Annotated in this window: 1 protein-coding gene (only partly in view); it reads left to right on the forward strand. The window is 69.4% G+C overall.

Annotated features, from left to right (window positions below; translation table 11 throughout):
- Nucleotides 1-21685 carry the 5' portion of a non-ribosomal peptide synthase/polyketide synthase gene (locus tag OG896_RS37490; protein WP_329372611.1) on the forward strand. 10121 nt of this gene lie beyond the right edge of the window, so only the first 21685 of its 31806 coding nucleotides appear in the window; its start codon is at nt 1-3; its stop codon lies beyond the right edge, outside the window.

Here is a 21685-nt window from a genome sequence, read left to right on the forward strand (position 1 = left end):
ATGACCCGGACCCCGATCGCCATCGACGACATCTGGCCGCTGTCCCCGCTCCAGGAGGGGCTGCTGTTCCACGCTTCCTTCGGGGACGGGGCGTCCGACGTGTACACCGGACAGCGAGCCTTGGCCCTCGACGGGCCGCTGGACGCCGATAGGCTCCGCCGCTGCTGGGAGGGCCTGATCGCGCGCCACGGCGCCCTGCGGGCCGGCTTCCGCCGGCGCAGGTCGGGCCAGGCGGTGCAGGTCGTCGTCCGGCACGCGGAACTCCCCTGGCAGGAGGCCGACCTGAGCGGCCTGCCGGCGGCCGAGGCAGAGGCGGAAGCGACCCGGCTGTCCGAGGCGGAGCTGTCGGTCGGCTTCGACCTCGCGCGAGGCCCGCTGCTGCGGGTGCTGCTGATCCGCCTTGGCGAGCGGCGCCACCGACTGGTGATGACGACCCATCACATCGTGCTCGACGGCTGGTCGCTGCCGATCCTGGTGGACGAACTGTCGACGCTCTACCGGACCGGGGGCGATGTCCGGGCGCTGCCCCCGGCCCGCTCCTACCGCGACTACCTGGCCTGGCTGGGCCGGCAGGACCGGGAAGCGGCGCGGACCGCCTGGCGCGCGGAACTGGCCGGAGCGGACGAGCCCACCCTGGTCGCCCCGGCCGACCCCGCCCGGGCGCCCCTGCGTCCCGAGGCGGTGCTCGCCGAGTGCACCGAAGAGCTGACGCGGGCACTGGACGCATTGGCCCGTGAGCTCGGCGTCACCATGGCCACAGTGGTCCAGGGCGCGTGGGCGGTCGTCCTCGCCCGGCTGGCCGGACGGCAGGACGTGGTGTTCGGCACCACGGTCGCCGGCCGCCCCACGGACCTGCCGGGCGCCGACTCGCTCATCGGCCTGTTCATCAACACCCTGCCGGTCCGGGTCGAGTTGGCCGGTGGCCTCACCGTCGCCGACCTGCTCTCCGCGCTTCAGACGCGCCAGGTGGCTCTCCTGGGTCACCAGCACCTCGGGCTCACCGAGATCAGGCAGCTCGCGGGGCCGGGCGCCGAGTTCGACACGCTGGTGGTGTACGAGAACTATCCCCGCTCGGCGGACGCGGTGCCGGACGGCCCTGACTCCCTCACCATCCGTCTCGACGGCAGGACCAGGGACGCCAGCCACTATCCGCTCGGCCTGATCGTCGCACCGGGCGAGCGGATGGAGTTGCAACTCGACCACCGGACCGACCTGTTCGACCGGTCCCACGCCGAGCGGGTGCTCGCCGCGCTGCAACACGTGCTTGAGGGCTTCGTCACGGACCCGCACGCGCCGCTGGCACGCATCGGGCTGCTGGACGGCGACGAACTCGCCCGGGTGACCCGGGACTGGCACGACATCCAGCCCGAAGTACCCGCCTCGACGCTGCCCGAACTGCTCGCCGCGCAGGTGCGGCGGACACCGGACGCGGTGGCCCTGGAGTCGGAAGAGCGGACTTTCGGCTACGCCGAGTTGGAGGACGAGGCAGGCCGCCTGGCGCGGCACCTGATCGCCATGGGGGTGGGGCCCGAGCAGCGGGTCGCCGTGGTCGCCGAGCGGTCGGCGGACACCCTGGTGGCACTGCTGGCGGTGTCGATGGCCGGCGGGGCCTTCGTCCCGCTGGACCCCGCGTATCCGGCGGACCGGATTGCCCTGGTGCTGAAGGACGCCGACCCGACCGCGGTGCTGTGCACCGAGGCCGGCCGCGAGGCACTGCCCGAGTCCGTGAGGGCGCGGGCGATCGCCCTGGACGATCCGGAGGTCGCGGCGGCGGTGGCGCGGTGCACGCCAGGCCGCGTGGTCGACGCCGAGCGCACGGCGCCGCTGCGCGCTGCCAATGCGGCGTATGTGATTTATACGTCGGGTTCGACGGGGCGGCCGAAGGGTGTGGTGGTTTCTCATTCGGGGTTGGCGAATTTGGCGGGGGCGCAGGGTGAGCGTTTTGGGGTGGGTGTGGGGTCGCGGGTGTTGCAGTTTGCGTCGTTGAGTTTTGATGCGGCGGTGTCGGAGTTGTGTGTGGCGTGGGGGTCGGGGGCTGTGTTGGTGGTGGTGGGGGTGGGGGGTTTGCCGCCGGTGGTGTCGTTGGGTGAGGTGGTGGGTCGTTGGGGGGTGACGCATGTGACGGTGCCGCCGGGGGTGTTGGCGGTGGAGGAGGGGTTGTTGGAGGGGTTGGAGGGGTTGGTGGTGGCGGGTGAGGTGTGTGCGCCGGGGTTGGTGGGGCGGTGGTCGGTGGGGCGTCGGATGGTGAATGCGTATGGTCCGACGGAGGTGACGGTGTGTGCGGCGATGAGTTTGCCGTTGGATGCGGGTGCGGTGGGTGTCGTGGGGGGTGTTCCGATTGGGCGTCCGTTGCGGAATGCGGGGGTGTTTGTGCTGGATGGGTTTTTGCAGCCGGTGCCGGTGGGTGTGGTGGGTGAGTTGTATGTGTCGGGGGTTGGTTTGGCGCGGGGTTATGCGGGGCGTGCGGATTTGACGGCGGAGCGGTTCGTGGCGTGCCCGTTCGGCGACGGCAGCGATGGCAGCGACGGAGACGGTGGCGACGGTGGCGGTCGGATGTATCGGACCGGGGATCTGGTCCGCTGGTCCGCGGACGGCCAACTCATCTTCGTCGGGCGCGCGGACGACCAGGTGAAGATCCGGGGATTCCGGGTGGAGCTGGGTGAGGTCGAGGCTGCCCTTGCGGCCCATCCGCGGGTCGAGCAAGCCGTGGTGGTGGTGCGGGAGAGTCGGCTGGTCGGTTACGTCGTCGGGGATGCCGACGATGTCGACGGTGGCGAGCTGCGGGCGTTCGCTGCGACCCGGTTGCCGGACTACATGGTGCCGTCGGCCGTGGTGGTGCGGGATGTTTTGCCGTTGACGGTGAACGGAAAGGTGGATCGGGCTGCGCTTCCGGCCCCTGATCTCGGTGCCGGTGGCTCCCGGGGTCCGGTGACGCCTACGGAAGTGGTCCTGTGCGGGTTGTTCGCGGAGGTGCTGGGCCTGGAGCGGGTGGGTGCGGAGGAGGGCTTCTTCGCGTTGGGTGGTGATTCGCTGCTGGTGATGCGGTTGATCGCGCGGATTCGGTCGGCGTTGGAGGTCTCGGTCGGGGTCCGTGAGGTGTTCGCGGAGCCGACGGTGGCGGGGCTGGCGCGGCTGGTCGACGGTGCTGGGGTGTCGGCGGGTGTGGCGTTGGGGCGGCGGGAGCGTCCGGAGCGGGTGCCGCTCTCGTTCGCACAGCAGCGGATGTGGTTCCTGAACCGGATGGACGGTGGCGACGTCGAGGGGGCCGGCGCTGCCGCGTACAACCTGCCCTTCGCGCTGCGGCTCTCGGGTCGGCTCGATGTGACGGCGCTTGAGGCGGCGCTGGGTGATGTGGCGGACCGGCACGAGAGTCTGCGGACGGTCTTCCCGGATGTGGAGGGCGTGCCGTACCAGCAGGTGCTGGCGGGTGCGAGCGGCCGTCCGGAGTTGGTGCTGGTGGAGGCCGGCGATCGTTGGCGTGACGTGCTCGCCTCGGAGGCCGGGCGTGGATTTGATCTGGCGGTTGAACTGCCCTGGCGGACCGCGCTGTTGAGGGTTGCAGAGGCGGAGTGGGTTCTGCTGCTGGTGGCGCATCACATCGCCACGGATGCGTGGTCGATGGGAGTGCTGGCGAACGACCTTGAGGCGGCGTACCGGTCTCGGTTGGCCGGTGAGGTCCCGGGGTGGGAGCCGTTGCCGGTGCAGTACGCGGATTACGCGTTGTGGCAGCGCGAGGTGTTGGGGGATCTGGACGACCCGGAGAGTGCGGGTGCGGGGCAGGTTGCTTTCTGGCGTGGGGAGTTGGCGGGGGCTCCGCAGGAGACCGTGTTGCCGTTCGATCGTCCGCGTCCGGCGGTGCCGTCGTTCCGCAGTGGCGTGGTGCCCGTCGACGTGGATGCGGTGACGCATGCGCGGTTGGTGGAGCTGGCCGCGCAGGGTGGCGTGACCATGTTCATGGTTCTGCATGCCGCCCTGGTGGTGCTGCTGGCGCGGATGGGCGCGGGGGAGGACGTGTGCGTCGGTACGCCGGTCGCCGGCCGGTCGGACTCGCAGGTGGAGGAGTTGGCCGGGTTCTTCGTCAACACGCTCGTCCTGCGGTCTGACGTTTCCGGTGATCCGTCGTTCGGTGACCTGTTGGCGCGTGTTCGTGAGTCGGATCTGGCGGCGTACGCCCATCAGGACGTGCCGTTCGAGCGGCTGGTGGATGAGCTGAATCCGGCCCGTTCGGCGGCGCGTAATCCGTTGTTCCAGGTGATGCTGGCGCTCCAGAACGTGCCCGAGGCGCGCTGGGAGCTGGAGGGGCTGTGGGTGGAGCAGGTTCCGCCGGTGGAGGACCCCGCGGCGCGGTTCGACCTGTCGGTGGACCTCAGCGAGCGGCGGTCCGGTCAGGGTGCCCCGGCTGGTCTGGGTGGCGGGATTCTGTTCGCGGCGGATCTGTTCGACGAGGGGACGGTGCGCCGGCTGGCGGAGCGGTTGGTGCGGGTGTTGGAGCAGGTGGCGGCTGATCCGGAGCTGCGGCTGAGCGGCGTTGCGGTACTGGACGAAGCGGAGCGGTCGGCGGTCGTCGAGCGGTGGAACGACACCGCGAGCGAGGTTGATGCTCCGACCGTGTTGGAGTTGTTCCGCTCCTGGGTGACCGAGACTCCGGATGCTGCTGCCGTGTGGTTCCGGGAGCGTTCGGTGTCGTATGCGGAGGTGGATGCGCGTTCTGATGTGTTGGCGCGGGGGTTGGTGGCGCGGGGTGTGGGTGGTGAGTCGCGGGTGGGGCTGTGCTTGCCGCGGGGGGTGGAGGCGATCGTGGCGATCCTGGGGGTGTGGAAGGCGGGTGGGGCGTATGTGCCGTTGGACCCGGAGTACCCGTCGGAGCGGTTGGTGTTCATGGTGGCGGACAGCGATGCCGAGTTGGTGTTGGTGACGTCTGAGACCGCTGGTCGGTTGTCGGCGGATGTCGAGACGGTCCTGCTCGATGAGGTGGGGTGTGATGGGGGCGGTCTGCCTGCGGTTGTCTCTGACCAGTTGGCGTATGTGATCTATACGTCGGGTTCGACGGGGCGGCCGAAGGGCGTCGCCGTGGCCCACGCGTCCGTGGCGAATTTGGCGGCGGCGATGCGTCCGGTCCTGGGTGTCGAGGCGGGCGTGACGGCGTTGCAGTTCGCGTCGTTCAGTTTTGACGCGGCGGTGCTGGATGTGGCGGTGACCTTGGCGGCCGGGGGGACGTTGGCGATCGCCTCGTCCGAGGAGCGGCTGGATTCTTCGGCGCTGGCGCGGATGGTGGGTGCGTCGGGTGTCGAAGTGGCGAGCGTGGTGCCGTCGTTGTTGGGGGTGTTGGAGCCGGAGGCGGTCTCGGGGATCGGCAATTGGGTGTTGGGTGCGGAGCGGTTGGAGGCTGGTCTGGCGGCGAGGTGGCGTGAGAACGCGCGGGTGTGGAACACGTACGGTCCGACGGAGGCGACCGTCATCTCTACCGCCGTCCTGTTGGAGGAGGGCATTACCGGTCAGGACCCGGCGCCGGCGATCGGTCGTCCGTTGCCCAACGTCCGTACCTACGTCCTCGACGCGTACCTGCGTCCCGTCCCCGTAGGCGTCACAGGTGAGTTGTACGTCGCGGGTGAGGGTCTGGCTCGTGGGTACATCAACCGGGCCGATCTGACGGCGGAACGGTTCGTCGCCTGCCCGTTCGGCGGCGGCGGTCGGATGTATCGGACCGGGGACCTGGCCCGCTGGACGGCGGACGGCCAACTGGCTTTCGTCGGGCGGGCGGACGAGCAGGTGAAGATCCGCGGGTTCCGGGTGGAGTTGGGCGAGGTCGAGGCCGTCCTGGCCTCCCGTCCCGGCGTGGACCAGGCCGTGGTGGTGGTGCGGGAGGGCCGGCTGGTCGGGTACGTCGTCGGGGATGCCGACGATGTCGACGGTGGCGAGCTGCGGTCGTTCGCTGCGACGCGCTTGCCCGACTACATGGTGCCCGCTGCCGTGGTCGTGCTCGACGTCTTGCCGTTGACGGCCAACGGGAAGGTGGATCGGGCTGCGCTGCCCGCTCCTGACCTCGCGGTGAGTGGCAGTCGTGGGCCGGAGACCCCGACTGAGGACGCGCTGTCCGTCCTGTTCGCGGAGGTGCTGGGCCTGGAGGGCGTGGGCGCGGAGGAGAGTTTCTTCGAGTTGGGTGGTGATTCGCTGCTGGTGATGCGGTTGATCGCGCGTGTCCGTTCGGTACTGGACGTGTCGGTCGGAGTTCGTGAGGTGTTCGCGGAGCCGACGGTGGCCGGGGTGGCGCGGCTGGTCGACGGCGCTGGAGCGTCGTCGGTTGTGGCGTTGGCGCGGCGGGAGCGTCCGGAGCGGGTGCCGCTCTCGTTCGAGCAGCAGCGCATGTGGTTCCTCAACCACATGGAAGAGGCAGACGTCGACGGCGCGGGCGCCGTCTACAACCTGCCGCTGGTGTTGCGTCTGAGCGGGCAGTTGGATGTGGCTGCGCTGGCTGCGGCACTCGGCGAGATCGCCGATCGGCACGAGAGTCTGCGTACGGTCTTCCCGGATGTGGAGGGCGTGCCGTATCAGGAGATCCGCGAGGGTGCGGAGGGCCGTCCCCCGTTCCAGGTGGTCGAGGCCGGCGATGGTTGGCGTGACGTGCTCGCCTCGGAGGTGGGGCGTGGTTTCGACCTGGCGGCGGAACTGCCGTGGCGGACCACCCTGTTGAGGGTTGCGGAGGCGGAGTGGGTTCTGCTGCTGGTGGCGCATCACATCGCCACGGATGCCTGGTCGATGGGTGTGATTGCGCGCGATCTTCGGGACGCGTACCGCGCGCGTCTCGCCGGGGAGACCCCGGGCTGGGAGCCGTTGCCGGTGCAGTACGCGGATTACGCGTTGTGGCAGCGGGAGGTGCTGGGGGATCTGGAGGACCCGGAGAGTGCGGGTGCGGGGCAGGTCGAGCATTGGCGTGGGGTGTTGGCGGGGGCTCCGCAGGAGACGGTGTTGCCGTTTGACCGTCCGCGGCCGGCGGTGCCGTCCTTCCGCAGTGGCGTGGTGCCCGTCGACGTGGACGCGGTGACGCATGCGCGGTTGGTGGAGTTGGCCGCGCGGAGCGGGGCGACGATGTTCATGGTGGTCCATGCCGCGCTGGTGGTGTTGCTGGCGCGGATGGGCGCCGGGGAGGACGTGTGCGTCGGTACGCCGGTCGCGGGTCGATCGGACGCGCACGTGGAGGAGTTGGCCGGGTTCTTCGTCAACACCCTTGTCCTGCGGGCGGATGTGACGGGGGACCCGTCGTTCGCCGAGGTGCTGCGGCGGGTGCGCGAGGCCGACCTGGCCGCGTACGCCCATCAGGACGTGCCGTTCGAGCGGCTGGTCGACGAGCTGAACCCGGCCCGCTCTGCCGCCCGTAATCCGCTGTTCCAGGTGATGTTGGCGCTCCAGAACGTGCCCGAAGCGCAGTGGGAGCTGGAGGGGCTGGCCGTCGACCAGATCCAGCCGGAGGTGGCGCCCGCGCGGTTCGACCTGTCGGTGGGCCTCAGCGAGCGGTGGTCTGGTCAGGGCGCCGCGGCCGGTTTGGATGGCGGGATTCTGTTCGCGGCGGATCTGTTCGACGAGGGGACGGTGCGCCGGCTGGCGGAGCGGTTGGTGCGGGTGCTGGAGCAGGCGGCGGCCGATTCGCTGGTGCGGCTGGGCGGGTTCGAGTTGCTGGAGGAGTCCGAGCGGTCCGCGGTCGTGGAGGAGTGGAATGCCACGGCTCGGGAGCTGGACGCGTTGACGGTGCCGGAGCAGTTCGGTGCCTGGGCGATACGGACGCCGGATGCGGCTGCGCTGTGGTCGGGGGGACGGGCGCTGTCGTATGCGGAGGTGGATGGGCGCTCCGATGCTCTGGCGCGGGGGTTGGTGGCGCGGGGTGTGGGTCGGGAGTCGCGGGTGGGGCTGTGCCTGCCGCGCGGGGCCGAGATGGTCGTGGCGATCCTGGCGGTGTGGAAGGCCGGTGGGGCGTATGTGCCGCTGGACCCGGAGTACCCGTCGGACCGGTTGGCGTTCATGGTCGCCGACAGCGGCGCCGAGCTGGTCCTGGTGACGGAGGAGACAGCGGGCTCGCTCGATGGTGAGGCCGCCCTCCTGGATGGGGTCGCGATCGAGTTCGGGAAACCGATCGACGTGTCCGTCGGGTTCGGTGACTTGGCGTATGTGATCTATACGTCGGGGTCGACGGGGCGGCCGAAGGGTGTCGCCGTGGCCCACGCTTCGGTGGCGAATTTGGCTGCGGCGATGCGTCCGGTTCTGGGTGTCGAGGCGGGCGTGGTGGCGTTGCAGTTCGCGTCGTTCAGCTTTGACGCCGCGGTGCTGGATGTTGCGGTGACCTTGGCGGCCGGGGGGACGTTGGCGGTGGCTTCGGCGGAGGAGCGGCTGGATTCTTCGGCGCTGGCGCGGATGGTGGGTGCGTCGGGTGTCGGCGTGGCGAGTGTGGTGCCGTCGTTGTTGGGGGTGTTGGAGCCGGAGGCGGTTTCGGGGATCGGCAATTGGGTGTTGGGTGCGGAGCGGTTGGAGGCCGGCCTGGCGGCGAAGTGGCGGGCGGGTGCGCGGGTGTGGAACACGTACGGTCCGACGGAGGCGACCGTCATCTCTACCGCCGTCCTGTTGGAGGAGGGCATCACCGGTCAGGGCGCGGCGCCGGCGATCGGTCGTCCGCTGCCCAACGTCCGTACCTACGTCCTCGACACCTATCTCCGGCCTGTGCCGGTGGGTGTGACGGGTGAGTTGTATATCGCGGGTGAGGGTCTGGCTCGTGGGTACATCAACCGGGCCGACCTGACGGCGGAGCGGTTCGTGGCCTGCCCGTTCGACGGCGACGGTGGTCGGATGTACCGCACCGGGGACCTGGCCCGCTGGACCCCGGATGGCCAACTGGCGTTCGTGGGACGCGCGGATGAGCAGGTGAAGATCCGCGGCTTCCGCGTCGAACTCGGCGAGGTCGAGGCTGCCCTTGCGGCCCATCCGCGGGTCGAGCAGGCCGTGGTGGTGGTGCGGGAGGGTCATCTGGTCGGTTACGTCGTTGCGGATGTCGAGGGTGTGGAGGGCGCTGAGCTGCGGTCGTTCGCGGCGACCCGTCTGCCGGACTACATGGTGCCCGCTGCCGTGGTCGTGCTCGACGTCTTGCCGTTGACGGCCAACGGGAAGGTGGATCGGGCTGCGCTGCCCGCTCCTGACCTCGCGGTGGGTGGCAGTCGTGGGCCGGAGACTCCGACCGAGGAGGCGCTGTCCGTCCTGTTCGCGGAGGTGCTGGGCCTGGAGGGCGTGGGCGCGGAGGAGAGTTTCTTCGAGCTGGGTGGTGATTCGCTGCTGGTGATGCGGTTGATCGCGCGTGTCCGTTCGGTGCTGGACGTGTCGGTCGGTGTTCGTGAGGTGTTCGCGGAGCCGACGGTGGCCGGGGTGGCGCGGCTGGTCGAGAGCAGTGGGGTCTCGGCGGCTGTGGTTCTGGGCCGGCGGGAGCGTCCCGAGCGGGTGGCGTTGTCGTTCGCGCAGCAGCGGATGTGGTTCCTGAACGGGATGGATGGCGCGGACGGCATGGGTGCTGCCGCGTACAACCTGCCCTTCGCGCTGCGGTTGACGGGCAGCCTCGACGTCGAGGCGCTGCGGGCCGGCTTGTGGGACGTCGCCGATCGGCACGAGAGTCTGCGGACGGTCTTCCCGGATGTGGAGGGCGTGCCGTACCAGGAGATCCGTGCGGGCGCGGAGGGCCGTCCCCCGCTTCAGGTGGTCGAGGCCGGCGGCCGCTGGCGGGAGCTGATGCAGGAGGAGGCCGGGAGCGGCTTCGACGTACGGGTCGACCTGCCGTGGCGGACCACGTTGTTGAGGGTTGCGGAGGCGGAGTGGGTTCTGTTGTTGGTGGCGCATCACATCGCGACGGATGCGTGGTCGATGGGTGTGCTGGCTGATGACCTTCAGGCTGCGTATCGCGCGCGCCTGTCGGGTGTGGCGCCGGGGTGGGAGCCGTTGCCGGTGCAGTACGCGGATTACGCGTTGTGGCAGCGGGAGGTGCTGGGGGAGCTGGACGACCCGGAGAGTGCGGGTGCGGGGCAGGTTGCTTTCTGGCGCCGCGCATTGGAGGGGGCGCCGCAGGAGACGGTGTTGCCGTTCGATCGTCCGCGGCCCGCGGCGCCGTCGTTCCGGAGCGGGACCGTTCCGGTCGGAGTCGACGCGGTGACGCATGCGCGGTTGGTGGAGTTGGCCGCGCAGGGTGGCGTGACCATGTTCATGGTTCTGCATGCCGCGTTGGCGGTGTTGCTGGCGCGGATGGGCGCGGGGGAGGACGTCTGTGTCGGGACGCCCGTCGCAGGTCGGTCGGACGCGCAGGTGGAGGAGTTGGCCGGGTTCTTCGTCAACACGCTCGTCCTGCGATCCGACACCTCCGGTGATCCGTCGTTCGGTGACCTGTTGGCGCGTGTTCGTGAGTCGGATCTGGCGGCGTACGCCCATCAGGACGTGCCGTTCGAGCGGCTGGTGGATGAGCTGAATCCGGCCCGTTCGGCCGCCCGTAATCCGTTGTTCCAGGTGATGCTGGCGCTCCAGAACGTGCCCGAGGCGCGCTGGGACCTCGAAGGGCTGTCCGTCGAGGAGGTCCCGCCGGCGAACGACCCCGCGGCGCGGTTCGACCTGTCGCTGATGCTCAGCGAGCGCCGCTCGTACGACGGTGCGGCCGACGGTCTGCGGGGTGGGCTCCTCTACGCGGCGGATCTGTTCGACGAGGGGACGGCGCGTCGGCTGGCGGAGCGGTTGGTTCGGGTGTTGGAGCAGGTCGCGGCTGACCCGCGGGTGCGGTTGAGCGAGATCGAGTTGCTGGAGGAGTCCGAGCGGTCCGCGGTCGTGGAGGAGTGGAATGCCACGGCGCGGGAGGTTGACGCGGCGACGGTGGTGGAGCGGTTCCGGGGGTGGGTGGTTGAGACTCCGGATGCGGTGGCGGTGTGGTGTGGGGGTCGGGGGTTGTCGTATGCGGAGGTGGATGGGCGGTCCGATGCCCTGGCCCGCGGGCTGATTGCCCGGGGTGTGGGTGGTGAGTCGCGGGTGGGGCTGTGCCTTCCGCGCGGGGTGGAGATGGTGGTGGCGATGGTGGGGGTGTGGAAGGCGGGTGGGGCGTATGTGCCGTTGGACCCGGAGTATCCGTCGGAGCGGTTGGCGTTCATGGTCGCGGACAGCGGCGCTGAGTTGGTCCTGGTCGCGGATGAGACGGTGGATTGCCTTCCTGGGGATGTCGAGAGGGCCCTGCTCGACGATCTGGAGAGCGGAGTGGGGGAGTTGCCGGTAGTTGCTCCTGACCAGTTGGCGTATGTGATCTATACGTCGGGGTCGACGGGGCGGCCGAAGGGTGTGGCGGTGGCTCACGTGTCCGTGGCGAATTTGGCGTCTGCGATGCGTCCGGTTCTTGGCGTGGAGCCGGGGGTGGTGGCGTTGCAGTTCGCGTCGTTCAGTTTTGACGCGGCGGTGCTGGATGTGGCGGTGACGCTGGCTGGGGGTGGGGCGTTGGCGGTGGCTTCGGCGGAGGAGCGGCTGGATTCTTCGGCGCTGGCGCGGATGGTGGGTGCGGCGGGTGTCGATGTGGCGAGTGTGGTGCCGTCGTTGTTGGGGGTGTTGGAGCCGGAGGCGGTTCCCGGGGTGGCCAATTGGGTGTTGGGTGCGGAGCGGTTGGAGGCCGGCCTGGCGGCGACGTGGCGGGCGGGTGCCCGGCTGTGGAACACGTACGGTCCGACGGAGGCGACCGTCATCACCACGGCCGTTTTGTTGGAGGAGGGCATCACCGGTCAGGACCCGGCGCCGGCGATCGGTCGTCCGCTGCCCAACGTCCGTACCTACGTCCTGGATGGCTACCTGCGACCGGTTCCTGTCGGTGTGACGGGTGAGTTGTATATCGCGGGCGAGGGTCTGGCTCGTGGGTACATCGGGCGGACCGATCTGACGGCGGAGCGTTTCGTGGCTTGCCCGTTCGGCGACGGCGGTCGGATGTATCGGACCGGGGACCTGGCCCGCTGGACGGCAGACGGCCGACTGGCGTTCGTGGGGCGGGCGGACGAGCAGGTGAAGATCCGCGGCTTCCGCGTCGAACTCGGCGAGGTCGAGGCGGTGTTCGGGGCCTATCCCGGCGTGGACCAGGCCGTGGCGGTGGTGCGGGAGGGTCTACTGGCTGCTTACGTCGTCGGGGATGTCGACGGTGTGGAGGGCACTGAGTTGCGGGCGTTCGCGGCGACGCGCTTGCCGGATTACATGGTGCCGTCGGCGGTCGTCGTCCTTGAGGCGCTGCCGTTGACGGTGAACGGGAAGGTGGATCGCGCCGCCCTTCCTGCCCCTGATCTCGGTGCCGGCGGCTCCCGGGGTCCGGTGACGCCTACGGAAGTGGTCCTGTGCGGGTTGTTCGCGGAGGTGCTGGGCCTGGAGAGCGTGGGCGCGGAGGAGAGTTTCTTCGAGCTGGGTGGTGATTCGCTGCTGGTGATGCGGTTGATCGCGCGGATTCGGTCGGTGCTGGACGTGTCGGTTGGTGTCCGCGAGGTGTTCGCGGAGCCGACGGTGGCCGGGGTGGCGCGGCTGGTCGACGGTGCTGGGGTGTCGGCGGGGGTGGCGTTGAGGCGTTGGGAGCGTCCGGAGCGGGTGCCGCTGTCCTTTGCTCAGCAGCGCATGTGGTTCCTCAACCACATGGAAGAAGCTGACGTCGAGAGCACGGGCGCCGTCTACAACCTCTCGTCGGCGTTGCGGCTTTCGGGTCGGCTGGATGTGGGTGCGCTTGAGGCGGCGTTGGGTGATGTGGCGGATCGGCACGAGAGTTTGCGTACGGTCTTTCCGGATGTGGAGGGTGTGCCGTATCAGGAGATCCGCGTGGGTGCGGAGGGCCGTCCCCCGTTCCAGGTGGTCGAGGCCGGCGATGGTTGGCGTGACCTGCTCGCTTCTGAGGTGGGGCGTGGATTTGACCTGGCGGTAGAACTGCCGTGGCGGACCTCGCTGTTGAAGGTCTCGGAGGCGGAGTGGGTTCTGCTGCTGGTGGCGCATCACATCGCCACGGACGGCTGGTCGATGGGTGTGCTGGCCGATGACCTTCAGACGGCGTACGGCGCGCGGCTCTCCGGCGCGACTGCGCAGTGGGAGCCGCTTCCTGTCCAGTACGCGGATTACGCGTTGTGGCAGCGGGAGGTGTTGGGGGATCTGGAGGACCCGGAGAGTGCGGGTGCGGGGCAGGTTGCTTTCTGGCGTGGGGTGTTGGCGGGGGCGCCGCAGGAGACGGTGTTGCCGTTTGACCGTCCGCGTCCGGCGGTGCCGTCGTTCCGCAGTGGCGTGGTGCCGGTCGACGTGGATGCGGTGACGCATGCGCGGTTGGTGGAGTTGGCCGCGCGGAGCGGGGCGACGATGTTCATGGTGGTCCATGCCGCCCTGGTGGTGTTGTTGGCGCGGATGGGCGCCGGTGAGGACATCTGCGTCGGCACCCCGGTCGCCGGCCGGTCGGACGTGCACCTGGAGGGGCTGGCCGGGTTCTTCGTCAACACCCTTGTCCTGCGGGCGGATGTGACGAGAGACCCGTCGTTCCGTGAGGTGCTGCGGCGGGTGCGCGAGGCCGACCTGGCCGCGTACGCCAACCAGGACGTGCCGTTCGAGCGGCTGGTGGATGAGCTGAACCCGGCCCGCTCTGCCGCCCGTAATCCGTTGTTCCAGGTGATGTTGGCGCTCCAGAGCGTGCCCGAAGCGCAGTGGGACCTCGAAGGGCTGTCCGTCGAGCAGATCCCGCCCGTGACGGACTTTGCGGCGCGGTTCGACCTGTCACTTTCGTTGAGTGAGCGGCGTCTGGATGACGGTGCTGTGGATGGTCTGCGGGGTGGGCTCCTCTATGCCGCGGATCTGTTTGACGAGGGGACGGTGCGTGGGCTGGTGGAGCGGTTGGTGCGGGTGTTGGAGCAGGTGGCGGCTGACCCGCGGGTGCGGTTGAGCGGTGTTGCGGTGGTGGGTGAGGTGGAGCGGGCGGTGGTTGTGCGGGAGTGGAATGACACTGCGGGTGAGGTGGGTGCTTCGACGGTGTTGGAGTTGTTCCGTGGGTGGGTGGAGCGGACCCCGGATGCGGCGGCGCTGTGTTCGGAGCGGCGGACGTTGTCGTATGCGGAGGTGGATGCGCGCTCCGATGCGTTGGCGCGGGGGCTGGTGGCGCGGGGTGTGGGTCGGGAGTCGCGGGTGGGGCTGTGTCTGCCGCGTGGGGAGGATGCGGTTGTCGCGATCCTGGCGGTGTGGAAGGCGGGCGGGGGGTACGTGCCGCTGGACCCGGGATACCCGTCGGAGCGGTTGGCGTTCATGGTCGCCGACAGCGGCGCCGAACTGGTGTTGGTGATGCCCGAGACCGCCGGCCGGTTGTCTGCGGACATTGAGACGGTCCTGCTCGACGAGGTGGGGAGCGACTCGGGCGGACTGCCGGAGATCGTCCCCGACCAGTTGGCGTATGTGATTTATACGTCGGGTTCGTCGGGGCGGCCGAAGGGTGTGGTGGTTTCTCATTCGGGGTTGGCGAATTTGGCGGGGGCGCAGGGTGAGCGGTTTGGGGTGGGGGTGGGGTCGCGGGTGTTGCAGTTTGCGTCGTTGAGTTTTGATGCGGCGGTGTCGGAGTTGTGTGTGGCGTGGGGGTCGGGGGCTGTGTTGGTGGTGGTGGGGGTGGGGGGTTTGCCGCCGGTGGTGTCGTTGGGTGAGGTGGTGGGTCGTTGGGGGGTGACGCATGTGACGGTGCCGCCGGGGGTGTTGGCGGTGGAGGAGGGGTTGTTGGAGGGGTTGGAGGGGTTGGTGGTGGCGGGTGAGGTGTGTGCGCCGGGGTTGGTGGGGCGGTGGTCGGTGGGGCGTCGGATGGTGAATGCGTATGGTCCGACGGAGGTGACGGTGTGTGCGGCGATGAGTTTGCCGTTGGATGCGGGTGCGGTGGGTGTGGATTCGGGGGGTGTGGGTGTTGGGGGGAGTGTTCCGATCGGGCGTCCGTTGCGGAATGCGGGGGTGTTTGTGCTGGATGGGTTTTTGCAGCCGGTGCCGGTGGGTGTGGTGGGTGAGTTGTATGTGTCGGGGGTTGGTTTGGCGCGGGGTTATGCGGGGCGTGCGGATTTGACGGCGGAGCGGTTCGTGGCGTGCCCGTTCGGTGAGGGTGGGCGGATGTATCGGACCGGGGACCTGGTGCGGTGGTTGCCGGGTAGTGAGGGGCAGTTGGCCTTTGTCGGGCGTGCGGATGAGCAGGTGAAGATCCGCGGATTCCGTATCGAACTCGGCGAGGTCGAGGCCGCCCTGGCTGCTTATCCCGGTGTGGACCAGGCCGTGGTGGTGGTGCGGGAGGGCCGGCTGGTCGGTTACGTCGTCGGGGATGCCGACGTAATGGACGGTGGCGAGCTGCGGGCGTTCGCGGCGACCCGTCTGCCGGATTACATGGTGCCGTCGGCGGTCGTCGTCCTTGAGGCGCTGCGGTTGACGGTGAACGGGAAGGTGGATCGCGCCGCCCTTCCTGCCCCTGAACTCGGTGCCGGCGGCTCCCGTGGTCCGGAGACCCCTACGGAGGAGGCGTTGTGTGTTCTGTTCGCGGAGGTGCTGGGTCTGGAGGGCGTGGGTGCGGAGGAGAGTTTCTTCGCGTTGGGTGGTGATTCGCTGCTGGTGATGCGGTTGATCGCGCGTGTCCGTTCGGTGCTGGACGTGTCGGTCGGCGTTCGTGAGGTGTTCGCGGAGCCGACAGTGGCCGGGGTGGCGCGGCTGGTCGACCGTGCTGGGGCGTCGACGGTTGAGGTGTTGGCGCCGCGGGAGCGTCCGGAGCGGGTGCCGTTGTCGTTCGCGCAGCAGCGGATGTGGTTCCTCAACCACATGGAAGAGGCTGACGTCGAGAGCACGGGCGCTGTCTACAACATGCCTCTTGCGTTGCGCCTTTCCGGGAGTCTCGACATTGAGGCGCTCAGGGCGGCGTTGGGTGATGTGGCGGATCGGCACGAGAGTCTGCGGACGGTCTTCCCGGATGTGGAGGGTGTGCCGTACCAGGAGATCCGCGAGGGTGCGGAGGGCCGTCCCCCGCTTCAGGTGGTCGAGGCCGGCGATCGCTGGCGGGAGCTGATGCAGGAGGAGGTGGGGCGCGGGTTCGATCTGGCGGTGGAACTGCCTTGGCGGACCACGTTGTTGAAGGTCTCGGAGGCGGAGTGGGTTCTTCTGCTGGTGGTGCATCACATCGCCACGGATGCGTGGTCGATGGGAGTGCTGGCCGATGACCTTCAGGCTGCGTATCGCGCGCGCCTGTCGGGTGTGGCGCCGGGTTGGGAGCCGTTGCCGGTGCAGTACGCGGATTACGCGTTGTGGCAGCGGGAGGTGCTGGGGGAGCTGGACGACCCGGAGAGTGCGGGTGCGGGGCAGGTTGCTTTCTGGCGTGGGGCGTTGGCGGGGGCGCCGCAGGAGACGGTGTTGCCGTTTGACCGTCCGCGGCCCGCGGCCCCGTCGTTCCGCAGCGGGACCGTCCCGGTCGGAGTCGACGCGGTGACGCATGCGCGGTTGGTGGAGTTGGCCGCGCGGAGCGGGGCGACGATGTTCATGGTGGTCCATGCCGCGTTGGTGGTGCTGCTGGCGCGGATGGGCGCGGGGGAGGACGTGTGTGTCGGGACCCCGGTCGCCGGCCGGTCGGACGCGCAGGTGGAGGGGCTGGCCGGGCTTTTCGTCAACACCCTTGTCCTGCGGGCGGATGTGACGGGGGACCCGTCGTTCGCCGAGGTGCTGCGGCGGGTGCGCGAGGCCGACCTGGCCGCGTACGCCAACCAGGACGTACCGTTCGAGCGGCTCGTCGACGAACTCGGCGTGGCGCGCTCCGGGGCCCGCAGCCCCTTGTTCCAGGTGATGCTGGCACTCCAGAACGTTGCCGAGGCGCGCTGGAATCTCGATGGGTTGGCCGTTGAGGACGTCCCGCCCGGTGCGGCTCCCGCGGCGCGGTTCGACCTGTCGCTCTCGTTGAGTGAGCGGCGCCTGGATGACGGTGCTGCCGATGGTCTGCGGGGCGGCTTCCTCTACGCGGCGGATCTGTTCGACGAGGAGACGGTGCGCCGGCTGGCGGAGCGGTTGGTGCGGGTGCTGGATCAGGTAGCGGCCGACCCGCAGCTGCGGCTGAGCGGCGTTGCGGTATTGGACGCAGCGGAGCGGGTGGCGGTCGTCCAGGCATGGAATGCCACGGACCAGCACGTGGAAACGGCGTCGGTGCTTGAGGGATTCCATCAGTGGGTGGTTGCGACGCCGGATGCGGCTGCGCTGTGGTCGGGGGGACGGGCGCTGTCGTATGCGGAGGTGGATGCGCGTTCCGATGCCCTGGCGCGGGGGCTGGTCGCCCGAGGCGTGCGTCGGGAGTCGCGGGTGGGGCTGTGCCTTCCGCGCGGGGCCGAGATGGTGGTGGCGCTGTTGGCGGTGTGGAAGGCCGGTGGGGCGTATGTGCCGTTGGACCCGGAGTACCCGTCGGAGCGGCTCGTGTTCATGGTCGCTGACAGCGACGCCGAGCTGGTGCTGGTGACGCCCGGGACTGCCGGGCGGCTGTCCGCGGACGTTGAGACGGTTCTGCTCGACGAGCTGGGGTGCGATGAGGGCGGTCTGCCGGACATCGCTTCCGATCCGTCCGATCAGTTGGCGTATGTGATCTATACGTCGGGGTCGACGGGGCGGCCGAAGGGTGTCGCCGTGGCTCATGCCTCCGTGGCGAATCTGGCGTCGGTGATGCGTCCGGTCCTGGGTGTCGAGGCGGGCGTGACGGCTTTGCAGTTCGCATCGTTCAGTTTTGACGCGGCGGTGTTGGATGTGGCGGTGACGCTGGCGGCCGGGGGGACGTTGGCGGTGGCCTCGTCCGAGGAGCGGCTGGATTCTTCGGCGCTGGCGCGGATGGTGGGTGCGTCGGGTGTCGAAGTGGCGAGTGTGGTGCCGTCGTTGTTGGGGGTGTTGGAGCCGGAGGCGGTTCCCGGCGTGGCCAACTGGGTGTTGGGTGCGGAGCGGTTGGAGGCCGGCCTGGCGGCGACGTGGCGGGCGGGTGCCCGGCTGTGGAACACGTACGGTCCGACCGAGGCCACCGTCATCTCTACCGCCGTCCTGTTGGAGGAGGGCATCACCGGTCAGGACGTGCCGCCGGCGATCGGACGTCCGCTGCCCAACGTCCGTACCTACGTCCTCGACTCCTTCCTCCGGCCTGTGCCGGTGGGTGTGACGGGTGAGTTGTACATCGCGGGCGGGGGGCTTGCCCGCGGCTACATCAACCGGGCCGACCTGACGGCGGAACGGTTCGTCGCCTGCCCGTTCGGCGGCGGCAGCGACGGCGACGGCAGCGATGGCGGTCGGATGTATCGGACCGGGGACCTGGCCCGCTGGACCGCGGACGGCCAACTGGCGTTCGTCGGGCGGGCAGACGAGCAGGTGAAGATCCGCGGCTTCCGCGTCGAACTCGGCGAGGTCGAGGCCGCTCTGGCTGCTTATCCCGGTGTGGACCAGGCCGTGGTGGTGGTGCGGGAGGGCCGGCTGGTCGGGTACGTCGTCGGGGATGCCGACGATGTCGACGGTGGCGAGCTGCGGGCGTTCGCGGCGACCCGTTTGCCCGACTACATGGTGCCCATTGCCGTCATCCTGCTCGACGTCTTGCCGTTGACGGCCAACGGCAAGATCGATCGGGCTGCGCTGCCCGCTCCTGACCTCGCGGTGAGCGGCGGTCGGGCGCCGTCGACCCCGACCGAGGAAGCGGTCTCCGCCCTGTTCGGCGAAGTACTTGGGGTGGAGCCGGGCGGGCTGGGTGCGGAGGAGAGTTTCTTCGAGCTGGGTGGTGATTCGCTGCTGGTGATGCGGTTGATCGCGCGTATCCGTTCGGTGCTGGAGGTCTCGGTCGGGGTCCGTGAGGTGTTCGCGGAGCCGACGGTGGCCGGGGTGGCGCGGCTGGTCGACGGCGCTGGGGCGTCGACGGGGGTGGCGTTGAGGCGTTGGGAGCGTCCGGAGCGGGTGCCGTTGTCGTTCGCGCAGCAGCGGATGTGGTTCCTGAACGGGATGGACCGGGGCGCGGAGGGCGGCGCGGGGGTGGGCGCTGGTGCCTACAACCTTCCGTCGGCGCTGCGGCTTTCGGGTCGGCTGGATGTGGGTGCGCTTGAGGCGGCGTTGGGTGATGTGGCGGATCGGCACGAGAGTTTGCGTACGGTCTTTCCGGATGTGGAGGGTGTGCCGTATCAGGAGATCCGCGAGGGCGCGGAGGGCCGTCCCCCGCTTCAGGTGGTCGAGGCCGGCGATCGTTGGCGGGAACTGCTCGCCTCCGAGGTGGAGCGCGGGTTCGATCTGGCGGTTGAACTGCCCTGGCGCACAACGCTGTTGAAGGTCTCGGAGGCGGAGTGGGTTCTGTCGCTGGTGGCGCATCACATCGCGACGGACGGCTGGTCGATGGGTGTGCTGGCGAACGACCTTCAGATCGCCTATCGGGCCCGCTTGTCGGGTGCTGCGCCGGGCTGGGAGCCGTTGCCGGTCCAGTACGCGGATTACGCGTTGTGGCAGCGGGAAGTGCTGGGAGATCTGGACGACCCGGACAGTGCGGGTGCGGGGCAGGTCGAGCATTGGCGTCGCGCATTGGAGGGGGCGCCGCAGGAGACCGTGTTGCCGTTCGACCGTCCGCGTCCGGCGGTGCCGTCCTTCCGCAGTGGTGCGGTGCCGATCGACGTGGACGCGGTGACGCATGCGCGGTTGGTGGAGTTGGCCGCGCGGAGCGGGGCGACGATGTTCATGGTGGTCCATGCCGCGCTGGTGGTGTTGCTGGCGCGGATGGGCGCCGGGGAGGACGTGTGTGTCGGCACCCCGGTCGCCGGCCGGTCGGACGCGCAGGTGGAAGAACTGGCGGGGCTCTTCGTCAACACGCTCGTCCTGCGGTCCGACACCTCGGGGAACCCTACGTTCAGCGACCTGCTGGCCCGCGTTCGTGAGTCGGACCTGGCGGCGTATGCCCATCAGGACGTGCCGTTCGAGCGGCTGGTGGATGAGCTGAACCCGGCCCGCTCCGCCACCCGTAATCCGTTGTTCCAGGTGATGTTGGCGCTCCAGAACGTGCCCGAGGCGCGCTGGGACCTCGACGACCTGACGGTCGAGATGATCCCGCCGGCGGATGACCCGGCGGCCCGGTTCGATCTCTCCTTGACGCTGAGCGAGCGCCGCTCGGATGACGGTGCTGTGGATGGTCTGCGGGGTGGGCTTCTTTATGCCGCGGATCTGTTTGACGAGGGGACGGTGCGTGGGTTGGTGGAGCGGTTGGTGCGGGTGCTGGAGCAGCTGGCGGCCGATCCGAGGGTGCGGTTGAGCGGTGTTGCGGTGGTGGGTGAGGTGGAGCGGGCGGTGGTTGTGCGGGAGTGGAATGACACTGCGGGTGAGGTGGGTGCTTCGACGGTGTTGGAGTTGTTCCGTGGGTGGGTGGAGCGGACGCCGGATGCGGCGGCGCTGTGTTCGGAGCGGCGGACGTTGTCGTATGCGGAGGTGGATGCGCGCTCCGATGTGTTGGCGCGGGGGTTGGTGGCGCGGGGTGTGGGTCGGGAGTCGCGGGTGGGGCTGTGTCTGCCGCGTGGGGAGGATGCGGTTGTCGCGATCCTGGCGGTGTGGAAGGCGGGCGGGGGGTACGTGCCGTTGGACCCGGGGTACCCGTCGGAGCGGTTGGCGTTCATGGTTGCCGACAGCGGCGCCGAACTGGTCCTGGTCGCGGACGAGACGGCGGATCGCCTTCCTGGGGATGTCGAGAGGGTCCGGCTCGACGATCTCGAAAGCGAAGTGGGGGAGTTGCCGGAAATCGCTCCCGACCAGTTGGCCTACATCATCTACACGTCGGGTTCGACGGGGCGGCCGAAGGGTGTGGTGGTTTCTCATTCGGGGTTGGCGAATTTGGCGGGGGCGCAGGGTGAGCGTTTTGGGGTGGGTGTGGGGTCGCGGGTGTTGCAGTTTGCGTCGTTGAGTTTTGATGCGGCGGTGTCGGAGGTGTGTGTGGCGTGGGGGTCGGGGGCTGTGTTGGTGGTGGTGGGGGTGGGGGGTTTGCCGCCGGTGGTGTCGTTGGGTGAGGTGGTGGGTCGTTGGGGGGTGACGCATGTGACGGTGCCGCCGGGTGTGTTGGCGGTGGAGGAGGGGTTGTTGGAGGGGTTGGAGACATTGGTGGTGGCGGGTGAGGTGTGTGCGCCGGGGTTGGTGGGGCGGTGGTCGGTGGGGCGTCGGATGGTGAATGCGTATGGTCCGACGGAGGTGACGGTGTGTGCGGCGATGAGTTTGCCGTTGGATGCGGATTCGGTGGGTGTGGATTCGGTGGGTGTGAGTGTCGTGGGGGGTGTTCCGATTGGGCGTCCGTTGCGGAATGCGGGGGTGTTCGTGCTGGATGGGTTTTTGCAGCCGGTGCCGGTGGGTGTGGTGGGTGAGTTGTATGTGTCGGGGGTTGGTTTGGCGCGGGGTTATGCGGGGCGTGCGGATCTGACGGCGGAGCGGTTCGTGGCGTGCCCGTTCGGCGACGGCAGCGACGGTGGCGGTGGCGGTCGGATGTATCGGACCGGGGATCTGGTCCGCTGGACCGCGGACGGCCAACTCACCTTCGTCGGGCGGGCGGACGAGCAGGTGAAGATCCGCGGCTTCCGTATCGAACTCGGCGAGGTCGAGGCCGCCCTGGCCGCCTATCCCGGCGTGGACCAGGCCGTGGCAATGGTGCGGGAGGGACGGCTGGTCGGTTACG

The sequence above is a fragment of the Streptomyces sp. NBC_00669 genome, from assembly GCF_036226785.1.
In the GTDB taxonomy this organism is placed as follows: domain Bacteria; phylum Actinomycetota; class Actinomycetes; order Streptomycetales; family Streptomycetaceae; genus Actinacidiphila.